This is a genomic window from Thermotalea metallivorans (assembly GCF_001562415.1).
GTDB lineage: Bacteria > Bacillota > Clostridia > Peptostreptococcales > Thermotaleaceae > Thermotalea > Thermotalea metallivorans.
The window spans coordinates 1-15,820 of record NZ_LOEE01000107.1 but is presented as its reverse complement, the minus strand read 5'-3'; the positions used below and the strand labels follow the sequence as shown (position 1 = coordinate 15,820).

The window sequence follows — 15,820 nt, the reverse complement described above, 5'->3', positions numbered from 1 at the left end:
GGTATAATGATAAAGATTTTTTCTTGGATTTTGTAATAATATAGAAAAATTATAATAATATAACATTTATAATCCTATACAGGATGAGGCAATAAAAAAAATTGCAAACTTCTACTTGACACAAACGTTGTATGTCTATATGTTGAATTATTGTAAAAAATGATATACTATAAATTAGATAGAAAGCAGATTATGAAACGCTTGGCAGGTGATGGAATGTTTAATGTGCTGTCCTTAGTATTTCGCTATTTGTTTATATTGCTGATATACTTGTTTATGTTTGGGATTATCCGTTTAATTTATCTGGATATTAAAAATATGAGCGGTGGTCTTACGACCCACCATACCTATCTAAAACTGATCAACCGAAAGGATATGCTGCCTTTTAAGGTCAAAGAAGTTTATAATCTGGCAGATACGGTGACCATCGGCAGAGGGAACAATAACGATATTGTCATCAAAGACCCGTATATTTCCAATCAGCATTTAAAAATTACCCTAGATGAAAATGCATATTTTTTAGAAGATCTGGATAGTGCCAATGGAACCTATTTAAACGGAGATCGGGTACTGGATGCGGTAAAGTTGAAAAACGGCGATCGAATCAAGCTTGGACAAATTGAATTTTTATATGTGAGTAACGATTGAAGAGGTGTATGTATGCTTAAAAAAATAATCAGCTATAGAGCACCACAAAACCTGATTGTCATCATAGATATCATGGCATTGGTACTGCTTTTTTCTTTTAGAGGCTATTTTGATCAGACGATATTTATCTCCGGAACTTTGTTCGTTTCCATCATCTATTTCTTCAATCGATTTCTATTAAGATTTTCACCGGGGGATCATTACCTTTTTTTAATCATGTCTATGCTCGTCAGTATCGGAATTATTATGATATATCGAATTCATCCTGTGTATGGCTTTAAACAGACTATCTGGTTCGGGGTCGGGATGACGGCTTTCTTTTTGTCTTATTTTACGATTAAAAAAGTGAACGACTGGGAAAAATGGACAATTGCATATGCTGCCGGTGCCTTTGTGCTATTTGTATCGACCTTAATCTTTGGAGTCAAAATTAAAGGGGCCACCAACTGGATCAAAGTTGCAGGCCACAGTTTTCAACCGGCAGAGTTGATCAAACTGCTCTTTGTTTTTTTTCTGGCATCTTATTATACAAACAAGGAAAGACTGAAAACTCCCTATGTGTTTTTTGCCATTGTATATGCCCATATCGGTTTTTTATTTATTCAAAGAGATTTGGGGACAGCCATGTTGTTTTTTCTTGTTTTTATGACCATTTTGTATATTTATGAAGATCAGAGGAAGTTTGTGCTGTACAATATCATAGGTGCATCCTTGCCTGCAGTGATCAGCTATTTTGTGATCAACCATGTGCGGGTGAGAATAGAGACGTGGATTGATCCTTGGAGATTCATTGACAGCAAGGGATATCAAATTACCCAATCCCTTTTTGCTATTGCCTCTGGCGGTTTTTTTGGTACAGGAATCGGCTTGGGACATCCCGAATTCATTCCTGAAGTACACAATGATTTTATCTTTTCAGCCATATGTGAAGAAATGGGAATTTTTGGAGGCATGGCAATCATTCTGTTATTTCTAATTTTGATATATAGAGGATTTAAAATTGCTTTGCATCAGCAACAGAAATTCTTCAGGATTGTTGCCCTGGGAATTACGGCAATGTTGGGATATCAGGCTTTTATTATTTTGGGAGGCGTCATCAAAATGATTCCGTTGACGGGGGTAACACTGCCATTTGTCAGTTATGGGGGGAGTTCCTTGGTGTCGAGCTTTGCAGCCTTAGGGATCTTGCAGGTGGCATCGGAGGAATTGGAGATGGAACAGGAGGAAGGGTATGGATCAAGAATCCAAAAGGATTATTAAGGTACTGGTGATGATGGGAACACTGTTTATCAGTCTTGTGATTTATCTGAGCTATTTTGAGATATTTCGAGCTTCTGCCATTGTGACCAACAGTTATAATAAAAGACAGTGGCTAAATGAGGAATATGTACTAAGGGGCAAGATTGTGGACAGAAATGGGAAAACCTTGGCTTATAGTGAAAAGGTTGAAGAAAAACAGATAAGACATTATCCCTATGGAAATGTGTATAGCCATATCATCGGATATAGTGATAAAGAATACGGAAAATCAGGGCTAGAGGCCTCTTACAATAATGAACTGTTAAATATCAATGCTTCCAATCCCATTCTTCAGATTACGGAGAATATTACCGGTGCAAAGGAGCAGGGAAATAATCTGATACTTGCCATAGACCATGAGCTGCAAAACTATGCCCGGCAACTATTGGGCAGCAAGAAGGGAGCCATGATTGTCATGAATCCCCAAAATGGCGAAATCTATGCCATGGTTAGCAAACCGGATTTCAATCCGTCAACTTTGAAAGAAAATTGGGAGGAAATCGTAGAAGATAAAGACAGCCCCCTTTTAAATCGGGCTGCCATGGGATTATACACGCCCGGGTCTGTGTTTAAAATAATTACAGCTGCAGGGGCTTTGCAGCAGGAGGGAATCGATACTACCTACCAGTGTGAAGGTTCCGTCAATATAGAAGGGTATATTTTGAGGGATTATAAAGGAATTGCCCATGGCAAAGTAGATTTGGAGGAGGCTATGGCTGAATCCTGCAATGTAGCCTTCAGTCAAATTGGTTTGCAGCTGGGAGAAGAACGTTTGAAAGATGTTTCAGAAAAATTCATGTTCAATAAAGCGATTCCATTTGATCTGAAAACGAAGTCTTCCATATTTCCAAGCAAGGGGTTGATGACTAAGCCGGAACTGGGGGCAACGGCCATAGGACAGGGAAAGGTTTTGGTAACACCTTTAAATATGGCTGTAGCGGTATCGGCCATAGCCAATGACGGAGTCATGATGAAGCCAATTTTAGTCAAAGAGGTGATCTCACCCGACGGAAAAACCCTAAAGATAAATTATCCACAGGCCCTGGCGAGGGTCAGCAGCAGCTTGATTGCCCAGGAAATAAAAAATATGCTGGTTAAGGCAGTCGACGAGGGAACGGGTAAAAATGCCAGAATCAGAAATATAGCGGTAGCCGGGAAGACAGGAACTGCAGAGAATGAAACAGGAAAGGAACATGCATGGTTTGTAGGATTTGCCCCTGCAGACAATCCTCAGGTGGTTGTGGTTGTGGTGTTGGAAAATATAGGATCTACCGGTGGCAAGAGTGCCGCACCCCTTGCCAGAGATATGATGCTTCGCACCCTCAATCGCTTGAAATAATTTGCATGTTGCTGGGGGGGAGGAAATTCAATGGGGGATATAGAAGATATAATTTGCAGCAGAGAAGCTGTTGCGGCAAAATTTTATGGCAAAGGAGTGGTTACAATGGATATGGGGTTAAAAGGCAAAAATATTTTGATTATGGGTGTGGCCAATAAATGGAGTATTGCTTGGGGAATAGCCCAGGTGCTTCATAAGGCAGGGGCAAATCTGGCTTTTACATATCAAGGGGAAAAAAGCGAAGAACATATAAAAAAATTAACAGGGGAATTGGGAGAAGTACCGATCATTCATTGTGATGTGACAAAGGATGAAGAAATTGTTCAAACCTTTGAAATTTTAAAGGAGAAGTTTGGGTCTCTCCATGGGGTAGTACACAGCGTTGCCCATGCCAAGAAGGAGGAATTGGAAGGATTGTATTTGAATACGTCAAGGGAAGGCTATGCCATGGCTCAAGATATTAGTGCATATTCTCTGGTCGCCGTTACAAGGTACGCAAGACCTTTGATGATAGAAGGGGGAAGCATTGTTACCCTAACTTATCTGGGGGGAGAAAGGGTTGTGAAAAACTATAATGTTATGGGTGTAGCAAAAGCAGCCTTGGAAGCAAGTGTAAAATACTTGGCGGCGGACTTGGGAAGAGAAAACATAAGGGTCAATGCCATTTCGGCAGGACCGATCAAGACCTTGGCGGCAAAGGGCGTGAAGAACTTTACCACCATGTTAAAAGAATTTGAAGAAAAAGCACCCATGGGCAGACTGGTGGAAACAGAGGAGGTTGCCAATACAGCCTTGTTTTTATGCAGCTCTCTAAGCAGCGGCATTACAGGGGAAATTATCTATGTAGATTGTGGCTATAATATTTTAGGGTACTAGTAAATAAAGAATAAACTTCGCATTTGGCGAAGTTTCAGTCTGTAGAAAAAGTAACGGGATAAGTAAGAACCCTTGAGATTTAGGCTTCGTCGCGAATCAGCAAGCCGCTTTTTCCCTTGTTTTTTTATTTAGAAAAGCGGCGCAGGTCTGAGCAGGAAGCCAAATCTCAAGGGTTTGTCTACAAGCTAAAACTTCGCATTTGGCGAAGTTTATTCTTTATCACATATAGGGAATTATGGACTTTTATAAATTGTGGATAAGTCATAATTTCCGTCATGTGCATCAACAAAGTCTTCCTTTCAATCTTTCAGCGAAAGACTTTGTTATTTGTTAATGATAAGTTTTTCCGGTTCTATGAAAGATTTTTCCATACAGGGCAAGTGCAGCAGAAAATTAGCGATATCCCTTACGGCTTCCGGTTTTTTCAATCGGGACATATTTTGTCTCATGATGGCGTATCTCTCTTTGTCCTCTTTGAGCAGATTAATGCAAGAAATTAAAGAATTGGGACTTGCTGCAACCATCCCGATGCCGTTGTTTAATATAAATTCCATATTGCGTTCTTCTTGTCCCGGCAGATTCCAAGTGACAATAATGGGCAGTTCCTTGACAAGGGCTTCCGTAACGGTAATACCGCCGGGTTTGGTGATGATAATGTCGGAGGCAGACATAAATTCGTCTACATTGGAAACAAAGCCGAATACTTTTAAATTCTTACGGTTGATTTGAGAAAGATAACGATACAATTCTTCATTTTTACCGGCGATGGCAATGATTTGAATGTCTATATTGTAGGTAAAGAGATAATTCAAGGTTTCGGTAATGTTACCCAATCCCAAGCCTCCACCCATGATCAAAGCTGTGAATGTATTGTCTACCTTTAGCTTGGCACAGACCTGATCCCTGTCAGGATTTACTGAAAATTTTTCGTGGATGGGAATCCCAAAAAATCTTGTTTTCTCCGGTTCGATTTGCCAATATTGAAATTCGTAGATAAAATTTTCCGAGGGCATTATGTAAAAGTCTATTTCTTTATTAATCCAGCTTGGATGGATCGTATAATCTGTCAGAATGGTAACCAAGGGTGTGGAAATCCTTCCCTTTCTTTTCATTACTGACAGGGCCTCTGCGGGAAAGGGGTGGGTACATACGATGACATCTGGTTGAAAATCTGCTAGAAGCTTTGAAAGCTTCCGAGATAATATGATCTTATTGAGAAATTCACTCACATCGATAATGGAGTTGTCTGTTACCTCGGAACGTTTATAAATGAACCCGTATAGTGTAGGAATATATTTAATGGATTTTATATATGCCTCAAACACAATTTTGTGCAGATTTGGATGCACATAGTTGAAAGTATCAATGATCTCTACTTTATGGCGCGAATCAATACTTTTAATTTTATCGGCAACGGTTTTGGCCACTTGATTGTGCCCCTCGCCGGCAGAAACGGTAAAAAATAATATGTTCATGCAATACACCTCCTAAATATTTATTATACCATTTTGAGGGAAAAACTTGCCATAAACTTCAAAAAAAGTAGGACAATATCCGTAAGCGGATAGGACTTGTACGATGGTGGCAAGGTAATATATAATGACATTGAAGCAGATTGCTGACGGTTGAAGATTTCCAGGGGCTAGTTGCTATGATGCATGCATATCCTTTGACAGGATGGGGCCCACAACAAAATTCAGTGGCAAAGCAAACTATGATAGATAGGGCAGGGGTGAGGCGTATAGAAAAATATGGAAAGATTACCCTCAAAGTGAAAATGATTATTTTTACGACAATCATGGTTACTGTGCTGGTATCCATTCTTGGAGCCTTTAGTCTTTGGTACATCAATAATAGCATTGAAACGGTTCTGGGAAGAAGTGCCATGGAAGTTGCCCAGAGGGTGGCCCTGCGGAGGGATGTTCAGATTTATGTGGGCAAACCCAGGGGAGAATATGTAATCCAGCTGATCGCAGAGGATATTCGAAGGGCCTCCAATGCAGAGGCCATTGTGGTCATGGACATGAACGGCATTCAATATGCCCATTCGGCTTTCAATAGAATCGGGAGAAGGTATATCCATGCAAACAATAGTGCAGCTTTCAAAGGGGAATCATATGTAGCAAAGACATCAGCAAAAAGCGGAAAGTATATACAAGCCTTTGTGCCTATTTATAATGATGGAAAACAAGTGGGGGTTGTATTGGTGAATATGACTCTTCCCCACATTACAAAATTTTTGACGGAAGTGAAAAGCGGATTTTATTCTATTGTGGCTCTTTCTATGGTGCTGACAATCATTGGGGCAACGCTGCTGGCAAAAAATATAAAAAGGCAGATATTTGGTTTGGAACCCTCGGAAATTGCAAAACTTTTAAAGGAGCGCCATGTTATTCTTCAGACGGTAAAAGAAGGAATTTTAGCCGTGGACAGTGAATATAAAATTACGATGTTAAATGGTGAAGGGAAAAGAATTCTAGGTTTGAAAGAGGATGTCATCGGCAAGGACATTCGGGACATTATTAAAAATAGCCATATGCCTGAAATTATCGAAACAGGAATTCCTGAATATGATCGGGAACATATTTTGAATAACAGAGCGATTGTAGCCAATACCTTGCCTATTAATGTGGGTGGTCAGGCAGTGGGGGCCGTATCCAGCTTTCGGGATTTGACGGAAGTCAAAAATCTTGCTGAGCAGTTGACTGGAGTAAAACGGTTTATAGATGCCCTACGGGCACAAAATCACGAATTTTTAAACAAAATGCATACCATTTCCGGATTGTTGCAATTGAAATGCTACGATGAAGCTATGAAATACATTGACGATATCAGCAATGTCCATGAAGAAATGCTAGGATTTTTGACAAAAAACATCCGAAATCCCTCCCTTTCCGGGCTGTTGCTGGCGAAATACAATAAAATGCAGGAGATGAAGATTAAATTTTTTATAGATCCCAGCAGCCGATTGGAGAATATGGGAGATACCATAGATACCAATATATTGTTAACCATTATAGGGAATTTGATAGAAAATGCCATTGATGCAGTCAGCGGCCTGGAAATGGAAAGGCGAAATATCTATTTAACTATCAATGAGGAAAATGAAGAGTTGGAGATCATTGTTACGGATACAGGGGAAGGGATTGCTGAGGAAAATTTAGAAAAGATCTTTGAATTCGGATTTACAACCAAAAAAGGGGAAAATAAAGGTGTAGGTCTGGCGTTGGTCAAACAAATTCTGGAAGGTATTGACGGTACAATTCACGTAGAAAGTCAGATTGACATTGGAACAGAGATTATTATCAATATTCCGAAAAAGGGCAGCGTGATGGAAAAATGAAGGATATAACAGTGCTCATTGTTGAGGATGACCCTATGGTCCAAGAAATCAACAGACGATTTATATCGAAAATAAAGGATTTTCGTGTTGTGGGTTTTGCAAACAACGGAGATGAAGCTTTGGAGATGGTGCAGAGGCTAAAACCTCAGCTGATGTTGTTGGATGTTTTTATGGCAAAGACCGATGGTTTGACGGTGTTAAAGGAAATCAGAAAAATAGGAGCAAATGTAGACGTGATATTGATTACAGCCGATAAAACAGTAGATACCATCCATGAAGCCATACGGTACGGAGTAATTGACTATATTATTAAGCCTTTTAAATTTGAAAGGTTTAAAGAAGCCCTTCTCCACTATCAGAAGATGAAGGAGCACTTGGAAAATAAGGATGATTTTCAGCAGCAGGATTTGGATCGCATCCTTCATATCAAAAGCGATATTTCTGCCGTTGAACTTCCAAAGGGATTGAATCGAACCACCTTGGAGCTGGTAGTAGATTATTTAAAGAAATACCCTGAATTTCACACTTCTGTGGAGTTGTCGAAGGCGGTGGGGATTGCTAGGGTAACGGCACGACGATATTTGGAGTATCTGGCAAATCAAAAGATTGTTTTGGTTGAGTTGGAGTACGGCAGTGTTGGCAGGCCTGTTCACCGGTATAAATATAATGGCAGTGCAGATAAAGCAAAATAAAAGTACCAGCAAAATGGCTGGTACTTTTATGAAGCAGAGATGATAATTTTTGCTGCATCTAAGAGATTTTTTGCAGTATAGTCCGCATTTTTGCAAGGTTTTCCGATTTTAATTGTTTTGCACCCTGCCCTGCGACCGGCATCCATGTCCACTTCACGATCGCCTACCATATAGGATGCCTTCAGATCAATGTGATGTTTTTTTGCTAGTTTGAAAAGCATGCCCGGGGCAGGTTTTCTGCATTCGCACTTTGATTGGAAATGGGGGCAGTATGCAATATCGCAGATGAAAATATTTTGCCTATGAAAATCTGCTAACATTTGATCATGAATATTTTTCAGATCCTCATGGGTCAAATGTCCCATCTCAATTCCTCCTTGATTGGTTACCACAAAGACAGGATAACCGGCGTTATTTAACATTTTTATTGCTTCGAAGGTCCATGGGAAAAAGATAAAATCTTCAGGTTTATTGACAGGCATTTTGTTGTCATTGATTACACCATCTCGATCGAGAAAGACTGCTTTTTGCATAAAATACCTCCTGCATGGATGAAGGGTATAGTTTTGTTTTGGTTGTTGAAATTCATAAAGGGAACATTTTGCCGGTAGTTAGGTCTTCCTGTCATTGTACCCATTGTTTATAATTTTTGACAATACACAGGAAATTATAATTTTCTAAGGAGAAGACTTATATGAGAAATTTTACCACAGAACAGTATTCTATCCTATGATTTGTTTGCCCAGTGGTGGCAATTTGCAATATAGCAAGAAACATCATGCTTTTGAGAAAAGACGATACAGGTGGTGCAAGATATGAAAGAGAGAATTTACAAAAGAGAACAAATAGAAGATTTTCTCTAATTCATGATATAATAAAAATAAGTATGATTGGGAATGGTGGAAGGGGATTTGGATGCAGTATAAAGTTGATGAAATCAAAAGAATTACCAATGAAATAGAGAAGAGTATCAATAACGGCAATAAAATTTATTTGGAAAAACTTCTAGATGAAATGATCTGTGTCTGCGAAAAAATGAGGAGCGATATTCAAGCAAAGAAAAATTCCTTTCATGGTGCCAAATTGGAAATCATCAATGAGATCCGATTTTTGTACAAGCCTGTATTGAAAAAGAATTATTATGAGGGTACCTATTTGGAGGAGTTTTCAAAAAAGAGGACAGAGGATTTGAAAGAGGCAAAGGCTTTGGATACCCATAATAGATTTTGGCAGACCTACGAAATTATGAGGGGGAATGTATTTGGCTCCATTCCCTTGGAATTGATCACCAAGGATGGAGCTCGAAGGTTGATGGGTTATGGATGGGATGAAGTCATGGTACGTGTCTTGGAGGTTTACGAAAGACAATGCAGCGTAAAGGAACTGGTAGAATATTGCGAGTTAAATTTTAACAATTTCTTAATTGTGAAAGAAAAATCTACAAATGCAGAGATGATTTTACATTATCAAATTTAAAAGGAAGGTATTCTATTGGTTGCGAACAGAAAAAAATTGGAAAAACTTTTTATTGTATGCATATTTACTGCCTTTACAGGGCAGGTTTATTTAAACCCCTTTTCTTCAGGGTTTCGATTTTCTTTCAGTGTTTCCGCCTTGTCTTTAATGCTGATGTACTTTAAGGATATTTCTGTTTTGACAGCAACAAATGCTGTAGGCATATCCATTTTTTTCTTTAGAACTTTTGTCTATATGCTTGGCAATCCTGAAGGGGACATGGCTACAGCCGTGAGCTTATATGCACCCGGTGCAATATTTTATTCATTATATGGCATATTGTTTGAAATGATGAATGTGAGGGACAAGCTAAACAAGCCGGAACAGCTTGTGATCGCTTTATGGTTTTGTGACAGTATTTCTAACATCGTGGAGGTTGTTCTGAGAAAGAATAGAATTGATCAGCCCTTTGAAGGGGTTGTCCTTGCAATGATTTTGATGGGCATTATGAGATCCCTGGTGACTTTATCAATTTATTATATTACTTCTTACTACATGAGTCGATATGAACGGGAGCAAAAGGACAAGAAATATAAAGAATTAATTTTTTTCATGGCAAGTTTAAAATCGGAACTGTTTTTCCTGAGAAAATCCATTGTGGATATAGAGGAGGCTATGAAAAAAAGCTATCGCTTGTACGAGCAATTGCAGGATACTCATTTGAAGGATGATGCCTTACTGGTGGCAAAGGATATTCATGAAGTGAAAAAGGATTATATAAGGGTCGTATCAGGGATAGAAAAAACTCTCTCAGAGGAAAATGAAAATCTTCATATGAGCATGAAAGAAATCTATCATATCATTAAAGACAATACGCAAAAGTTGATTGACTTGAACGGTAAAAATATTCACCTTCATTTTCATTATGAACAAAATTTTCTTACAGGTGATTTTTATCAGTTGATTTCCGTCCTAAACAACTTGATTATCAATGCCATAGAAGCCATCGAAGATACGGGGTCTATTGTCATTACCCAAGAAATTGCAAATGAAGACTGTATATTCAAGATTGCGGATACGGGAAAGGGGATTGATGCATCGGATATGGATTTGATTTTTGAACCGGGTTTTTCAACAAAATTCAATCCGACTACAGGAGAGATGTCCACAGGAATCGGACTCACCCATGTAAAACATATCATGGAAAATCATTTTCAAGGATCTATTTCTGTAAGCTCCGAGAAAGGTGTGGGCACAGTTTTCACAGTGCATATTCCTCTTTCGAAAATTATGCATAGGAAGTGGTAAAATGAATCATAACTTTTATATTATAGATGACGACAAGGGAATTCGAAAGGTGCTCAAAAATATCATTGACCAATATAATCTGGGGGATGTGGTTGGTGAGGCAGAGGATGGAATAAAAGCCATAGAAGAGATGAAAGTACTCAAACCCCATATTGTACTGGTGGATCTGCTTCTTCCGGGAATGGATGGCATTGCCATTGTATCGGCAATAAGGGAGGCCGGCATAAGGACAAATTTTATCATGATTTCTCAAGTGATTTCCAAAGAAATGGTTTCCAAGGCCTATACAAAGGGGATTGAATTCTATATTCACAAGCCCATCAATGTCATTGAGGTGGTTTCTGTGATTCATAAAGTCAAAGAAAAAATGAGAATGCAGGAAGTAATTCATTCCTTTGAACGGGCCATACACAGCATAAATGTGTTGAAAGAGTATACAGGAGAAAAGGAGATTCAGGTGGTTTCAGATAAAGATCGCATAAAAAAAATACTTTCACAGTTGGGAATCTTAGGAGAAGCCGGCAGCAATGATATTGTCGAAATGCTTCTTTTGCTCCTTGCACAGGATGAAGGGACAAGGGGGCGGTTGTTGACCCAAAAAATATCAGACCTATATGAAATGCTAAACCAACGATACAGGGATGCGTACGGCATTGTGATGAATATTGCCGCCATAGAGCAGCGGATTCGGAGAGCGATCAACAAGGCTTTGGAAAATCTAGCCAACCTGGGCATTGAAGATTATAGCAATGACATATTTGTGAAATATTCCAACTCCCTTTTCGATTTCAAGGAAATAAGGAAGCAAATGGATTATATTCGCAACAAATCCAATTACGGAGGAAAAATCAGCGTCAAAAAATTTATAGAAGGCCTTCTAGTTGAGTTGAAAATAGACCGGGAAAATATTGCATAAATCAGAAAAATTGAAATTATAAAAAACTAAGACAGTATGTTTTCGTTTTTTTTTGTATCTTTTCGTAGGAAAACCTTTAAGCTATCAACAAGCAGATGCAAATGCTACAAAAAATTAAAAAAGGAGGATGTCTATGAATAAGAAGATGAGTTTAACGACCAAAATTTTTATCGGACTTCTTGTCGGTCTTATTGTCGGTCTTATCCTAAATCAAATGGGTCCGTCTTATTTCAGAGATAAGATTTTGGTTGAAGGTATTTTTACCCTTGTAGGAAACGTATTCCTCAATGCTATCCGAATGATGGTGGTGCCCTTGGTATTTATTTCTATTGCCAATGGTGCAGCGTCCATCAGCGATATCAGAAAACTTGGAAGGGTAGGGTCCAAGACATTGGCTTTCTATCTGGTGACAACGGCTGCAGCCATTACTATTGCAATCCTGCTTTCCTTGGTGGTGAATCCGGGAATCGGCCTGGATATGTCAGCATTAATGAAGACGGAGCCAACTATCAAAGAGGCGAAGCCCTTAGTGCAGGTAATTACAGATATGGTGCCTACGAACCCTGTGGCAGCAATGGCTAACGGTGAAATGCTCCAAATTATCGTATTTGCCCTGCTGGTAGGTATCGGATTGGCTTCCCTGGGGGAAAAGGTAAAACCGGTTGTGTCTATCTTTGATCAATTGAATGACCTCATGATGAAAATGATCGGCATGGTGATGCTGATTGCTCCTTACGGGGTATTCTGTTTGATCGCAAAAACTTTCACAGGCCTGGGCTTCCCTGCAATGCTGCCATTGGCAAAATATATGTTCTGTGTATTATTTGCCCTAGCCCTCCATGCAGGAATTACCTACTCCGGTATGTTGGTGGGTTTCACAAAATTGAGCCCGGTTACTTTCTTCAAAAAATTTGCACCAGCCATGGGTGTTGCCTTCTCTACAGCAAGCTCCAATGCTACTTTGCCAGTAACTTTAGAAGTAGTGGAAGAGAAGCTTGGTGTCAATAAGAGTATTGCGTCCTTTACCATTCCTTTAGGGGCAACCATCAATATGGACGGAACAGCCATCATGCAAGGTGCAGCTACTATATTTATTTCCCAGTTGTATGGCGTGGATCTTGGCTTGAGTGCTATTTTGACAGTAATCCTGACAGCTACTTTGGCTTCCATCGGTACGGCAGGAGTGCCGGGTGTAGGCTTGATCATGCTGTCCATGGTACTGCAAGCTGTTAATCTGCCCATCGAAGGTATTGCATTGATTATTGGTATTGACAGAATCCTTGATATGTCCAGAACGGCGATCAATATCACAGGGGATGCCGTATGTACACTGATTGTTGCAAAATCTGAAGGAGAATTTGATGAATCTGTGTATAATTCAAAAGATGCAGAAAAATCTGTGGCATAGTTGATCCATAGCAAAAAGGGGGCTATTTTCATAGTCCCCTCTGATTATTTTTTGGCCCTTATAAAAATTTTTCTTTCACCTTATTCCAAAAATCATAGTTTTTCAATCTCAATAATTTTATTTTGATTTCAGACATCTTCAGGTTGATTTCCACAATTTCATTATGCTTGTGTTCCATGCCGTCTGTTACGACCACAATGGAATTTTCAAAGGTATACTCCGGATGGATTTTAATCATGGACTCCCTTGGTACGATGAGACTGGAAGTAAAGGATCGGTAAGCCACGGTATTAATGGGAGCAATGGGAGTAATTTGCAGCAAATCTAATCTGGGATCTACGATGCTGCCCCCAAGGGAATAATTATAGGCGGTACTGCCTGTAGGCGTTGATACCAGTACGCCATCGCCACTGAATTTTTCCAAAAAGCTATCATCTAAGGAAATATTGAGATGGATTGTTCTCGATTTTGCACCTTTGATGGTAATTTCATTGATTCCCATAATTTCGATGCAGCTATTTCGGGTACAGATGAGGGCTTCCACGGGATGTAGTTCTTGTATGATATAATCGCCCTTTTCGTATCGAAAAATAAATTCATCCAATTGATAAGGTGATAGCTCTTGGAAAAATCCCAAATGTCCTGTATTTACACCTACAATAGGGATATCCGGAAATTTATATTCGTGTAAGGTGCGCAAAAATGAACCGTCTCCGCCAATGCAGATAATTAGTTCTGCCTTGGGATCAAAGGTATCGGCAATGAGAAAACCGTTTTTTTCAAGCTTTTGCTTAAGAATCCTGCTGGTCTCCTTAGAAATCGGCCTGTCATTTGTTACGATATTAATCACCCGGGTCTGGTTTGACATGGCATCATCTCCGTTTCATATACAAACAATTTTTAGTATATTTTAACACAATTCATATCAGAGGAAAAGGATTGGATTGTTTTCCTTTTTACAGGAATTTCATGTCTTCTGTTGTAAAGGTTGCGAAAAATGGATATATTAATGATAGTGAAAATGAAAAGGGGAGAGAGACATGGAGCTTTTTATTGTAACAGCAGGAGTGATTAGAAAAGAAGGGCGAATTTTGATTGCCCAACGATATGTAAAAACAGATCATGCCTTAAAATGGGAATTTCCCGGAGGAAAGCTGGAGGAGGGAGAGACGCCGGAACAGTGCTTGACAAGGGAAATTGAGGAGGAGCTGGATCTCCGGATTGAAGTAAAGGATATTTTTAAAGTGGTCTATCATCGGTATGTGGATAAGGAAATTTTGTTGTTATGCTATTTGTGCAATTGCATCGGCGGTCAGGCAAAGGCCATAGACTGCCATGATTTTCGTTGGATAGATATTGAAGAACTAAAAAAATATGACTTTGTGGAAGCAGATTTGCCGATAGTGGAGAAGATATTAAGTCTAGGAGAGCATATATTTGAAATTGACGGATAGAAATCAGCACCGTATAATAAAAGGTGTATTTTGAAAAAAGTAGGTGCATAAGGTGAAACATACAAATGAAAATAGATTGGAATTCGTGGTGGATGATCGGTATGAAGGCAAAGAACTGAAAGAAATTTTATATGGGGAGATGAGATTATCCAGCAGGCTGGTGCGGAGGTTAAAAAGGAATCAAGGCATACTGGTGAACGGAAATCGAATCACTTTCCATGCGAGGTTGAGAAAAGGCGATAAGGTGGAAGTTGTCATGGCGGATGAGGCCAATCAATTTGAGCCGGAGAATATACCCATTGCGGTGGTCTATGAGGACATAGATCTCTTGATTGTAAACAAACAACCCGGATTGGTGGTACATCCTACAAAGGGGCATCCTACGGGCACCATGGCCAATGCCCTTGTCTATCGCATGAAGTACACGGGGGAAAACTTTAAGATTCGATTTGTCAACCGTTTGGATCGAGATACATCGGGTTTGGTGGTCATTGCCAAAAACCCCTATGCCCAACAGGAGCTTTCCAAACAAATGCAGAAAAATCAAGTTGAAAAAATCTATCTGGCAGTGGCGAAAGGAACTATGGAAGAAGATCATGGGACCATAGATGCACCCATTGGCAGGCCTGATCCTGAAGACATCATGAGGAAGGTATACGAGGGAGGGCAACCCTCTGTCACCCATTATGAAGTAGTTCGGAGACTGAAAGATGCTACAGTGGTCAGAATAAAGCTGGAAACGGGCCGAACCCATCAAATCAGAGTTCATATGGCCCATATAGGGCATCCTTTGATTGGGGATGAACTTTACGGCTATACCGATAAAGAATTGATAGGCCGACAAGCCCTCCATGCGGGACAACTGATTTTCAATCAGCCAAGAACCAAAGAGCGAATTGAGGTCAGGGCCCCCATTCCCCAAGATATAAAGACACTCATCCAAAAATTATCCTAACTTAGAGTAAAATTATAGTTGGCAAATAAAATAGGCTACCGGTTTAGGGTAGCCTGGAGCACAATCATCCTGTATAATATTAATTATCCCAAAAAACAAATACAGGGTGGTGACTATGCTCAATAAT

At 39.5% G+C, this 15,820-nt stretch carries 16 protein-coding genes; 13 read left to right on the top strand and 3 right to left on the bottom strand.

Features of this window, described 5'->3' with window-relative positions; all coding sequences use genetic code 11:
* Positions 1–192 precede the first annotated feature (192 nt).
* From AN619_RS15430 to fabI, 4 genes are read left to right on the top strand one after another with little or no spacing between them, the layout of a single operon-like run.
* Positions 193–648 carry an FHA domain-containing protein gene (locus tag AN619_RS15430; RefSeq protein ID WP_242867428.1) on the top strand — a complete coding sequence of 152 codons (456 nt, stop codon included), beginning with the start codon at positions 193–195 and terminating at the stop codon, positions 646–648.
* A 12-nt stretch (positions 649–660) separates the two neighbouring features.
* Positions 661–1,908 carry an FtsW/RodA/SpoVE family cell cycle protein gene (locus AN619_RS15425; RefSeq protein ID WP_068558142.1) on the top strand — a complete coding sequence of 416 codons (1,248 nt, stop codon included), beginning with the start codon at positions 661–663 and terminating at the stop codon, positions 1,906–1,908.
* The gene (locus AN619_RS15420) at positions 1,880–3,286 is read left to right on the top strand and encodes a peptidoglycan D,D-transpeptidase FtsI family protein (protein WP_068558141.1); all 1,407 of its coding nucleotides are present in this window, start codon (positions 1,880–1,882) and stop codon (positions 3,284–3,286) included. Before AN619_RS15425 ends, AN619_RS15420 begins: the two co-directional genes overlap by 29 nt.
* A 30-nt stretch (positions 3,287–3,316) precedes the next feature.
* Complete coding sequence (gene fabI, locus AN619_RS15415; RefSeq protein WP_330382105.1) at positions 3,317–4,162, top strand: enoyl-ACP reductase FabI; 846 nt, start codon at positions 3,317–3,319, stop codon at positions 4,160–4,162.
* A 323-nt stretch (positions 4,163–4,485) separates the two neighbouring features.
* Here fabI and AN619_RS15410 read toward each other — a convergent pair whose 3' ends face one another.
* Positions 4,486–5,637: an MGDG synthase family glycosyltransferase gene (locus AN619_RS15410; protein ID WP_068558140.1), complete on the bottom strand. Its 1,152-nt coding sequence runs from the start codon at positions 5,635–5,637 to the stop codon at positions 4,486–4,488.
* 176 nt (positions 5,638–5,813) lie between these two features.
* On the opposite strand from AN619_RS15410, the gene AN619_RS15405 reads away from it, so the two are divergent.
* Together AN619_RS15405 and AN619_RS15400 are read left to right on the top strand one after the other, a co-directional pair.
* The gene (locus AN619_RS15405; RefSeq protein WP_068558139.1) at positions 5,814–7,505 is read left to right on the top strand and encodes an ATP-binding protein; all 1,692 of its coding nucleotides are present in this window, start codon (positions 5,814–5,816) and stop codon (positions 7,503–7,505) included.
* The gene (locus AN619_RS15400) at positions 7,502–8,197 is read left to right on the top strand and encodes a response regulator (protein WP_068558138.1); all 696 of its coding nucleotides are present in this window, start codon (positions 7,502–7,504) and stop codon (positions 8,195–8,197) included. The genes AN619_RS15405 and AN619_RS15400 overlap by 4 nt, the downstream gene beginning before the upstream one ends.
* Before the next feature lie 26 nt (positions 8,198–8,223).
* On the opposite strand, the gene AN619_RS15395 is transcribed toward AN619_RS15400, so the two are convergent.
* Positions 8,224–8,730, bottom strand: coding sequence for a D-glycero-alpha-D-manno-heptose-1,7-bisphosphate 7-phosphatase (locus AN619_RS15395; protein ID WP_068558137.1), 507 nt, complete (start codon positions 8,728–8,730; stop codon positions 8,224–8,226).
* A gap of 245 nt (positions 8,731–8,975) precedes the next feature.
* Here AN619_RS15395 and AN619_RS16190 point away from each other — a divergent pair, with 245 nt between their 5' ends.
* The 5 genes from AN619_RS16190 to AN619_RS15375 all read left to right on the top strand — a co-directional run bounded on the left by AN619_RS16190 (position 8,976) and on the right by AN619_RS15375 (position 13,284).
* On the top strand, positions 8,976–9,158 hold the full coding sequence (locus tag AN619_RS16190) for a hypothetical protein (RefSeq protein WP_198153333.1): 183 nt from the start codon (positions 8,976–8,978) through the stop codon (positions 9,156–9,158).
* The gene (locus AN619_RS15390; protein WP_068558136.1) at positions 9,113–9,673 is read left to right on the top strand and encodes a hypothetical protein; all 561 of its coding nucleotides are present in this window, start codon (positions 9,113–9,115) and stop codon (positions 9,671–9,673) included. Before AN619_RS16190 ends, AN619_RS15390 begins: the two co-directional genes overlap by 46 nt.
* Positions 9,674–9,688: 15 nt before the next feature.
* Positions 9,689–10,960, top strand: a complete 1,272-nt coding sequence (locus AN619_RS15385; protein WP_068558135.1) for an ATP-binding protein — start codon at positions 9,689–9,691, stop codon at positions 10,958–10,960.
* A gap of 1 nt (position 10,961) precedes the next feature.
* Positions 10,962–11,876: a response regulator gene (locus tag AN619_RS15380; RefSeq protein WP_068558134.1), complete on the top strand. Its 915-nt coding sequence runs from the start codon at positions 10,962–10,964 to the stop codon at positions 11,874–11,876.
* Positions 11,877–12,009: 133 nt separating this feature from the next.
* Entirely contained in the window at positions 12,010–13,284 is a 1,275-nt protein-coding gene (locus AN619_RS15375) for a dicarboxylate/amino acid:cation symporter (RefSeq protein WP_068558133.1), read from the top strand.
* Positions 13,285–13,342: 58 nt separating this feature from the next.
* Here the strand turns inward: AN619_RS15375 and AN619_RS15370 are convergent, their stop codons facing one another.
* Entirely contained in the window at positions 13,343–14,152 is an 810-nt protein-coding gene (locus AN619_RS15370) for an NAD(+)/NADH kinase (RefSeq protein ID WP_068558132.1), read from the bottom strand.
* A 172-nt stretch (positions 14,153–14,324) separates the two neighbouring features.
* On the opposite strand from AN619_RS15370, the gene mutT reads away from it, so the two are divergent.
* Both mutT and AN619_RS15360 read left to right on the top strand, forming a co-directional pair.
* Positions 14,325–14,738: an 8-oxo-dGTP diphosphatase MutT gene (gene mutT, locus AN619_RS15365; protein WP_068558131.1), complete on the top strand. Its 414-nt coding sequence runs from the start codon at positions 14,325–14,327 to the stop codon at positions 14,736–14,738.
* A 52-nt stretch (positions 14,739–14,790) separates the two neighbouring features.
* Positions 14,791–15,693, top strand: coding sequence for an RluA family pseudouridine synthase (locus tag AN619_RS15360; protein ID WP_242867427.1), 903 nt, complete (start codon positions 14,791–14,793; stop codon positions 15,691–15,693).
* Positions 15,694–15,820: the final 127 nt, after the last annotated feature.

Excerpts from the sequence above, each read along its gene's own strand:
- AN619_RS15420 (WP_068558141.1), top strand. The coding sequence starts at position 1,880 with ATGGATCAAGAATCCAAAAGGATTATTAAGGTACTGGTGATGATGGGA.
- AN619_RS15395 (WP_068558137.1), bottom strand. The coding sequence starts at position 8,730 with ATGCAAAAAGCAGTCTTTCTCGATCGAGATGGTGTAATCAATGACAAC.
- fabI (WP_330382105.1), top strand. The coding sequence starts at position 3,317 with ATGGGGGATATAGAAGATATAATTTGCAGCAGAGAAGCTGTTGCGGCA.
- AN619_RS15430 (WP_242867428.1), top strand. The coding sequence starts at position 193 with ATGAAACGCTTGGCAGGTGATGGAATGTTTAATGTGCTGTCCTTAGTA.
- AN619_RS16190 (WP_198153333.1), top strand. The coding sequence starts at position 8,976 with ATGCTTTTGAGAAAAGACGATACAGGTGGTGCAAGATATGAAAGAGAG.
- AN619_RS15425 (WP_068558142.1), top strand. The coding sequence starts at position 661 with ATGCTTAAAAAAATAATCAGCTATAGAGCACCACAAAACCTGATTGTC.
- AN619_RS15400 (WP_068558138.1), top strand. The coding sequence starts at position 7,502 with ATGAAGGATATAACAGTGCTCATTGTTGAGGATGACCCTATGGTCCAA.
- AN619_RS15375 (WP_068558133.1), top strand. The coding sequence starts at position 12,010 with ATGAATAAGAAGATGAGTTTAACGACCAAAATTTTTATCGGACTTCTT.
- AN619_RS15370 (WP_068558132.1), bottom strand. The coding sequence starts at position 14,152 with ATGTCAAACCAGACCCGGGTGATTAATATCGTAACAAATGACAGGCCG.
- AN619_RS15390 (WP_068558136.1), top strand. The coding sequence starts at position 9,113 with ATGCAGTATAAAGTTGATGAAATCAAAAGAATTACCAATGAAATAGAG.
- AN619_RS15405 (WP_068558139.1), top strand. The coding sequence starts at position 5,814 with ATGATGCATGCATATCCTTTGACAGGATGGGGCCCACAACAAAATTCA.
- AN619_RS15380 (WP_068558134.1), top strand. The coding sequence starts at position 10,962 with ATGAATCATAACTTTTATATTATAGATGACGACAAGGGAATTCGAAAG.
- mutT (WP_068558131.1), top strand. The coding sequence starts at position 14,325 with ATGGAGCTTTTTATTGTAACAGCAGGAGTGATTAGAAAAGAAGGGCGA.
- AN619_RS15410 (WP_068558140.1), bottom strand. The coding sequence starts at position 5,637 with ATGAACATATTATTTTTTACCGTTTCTGCCGGCGAGGGGCACAATCAA.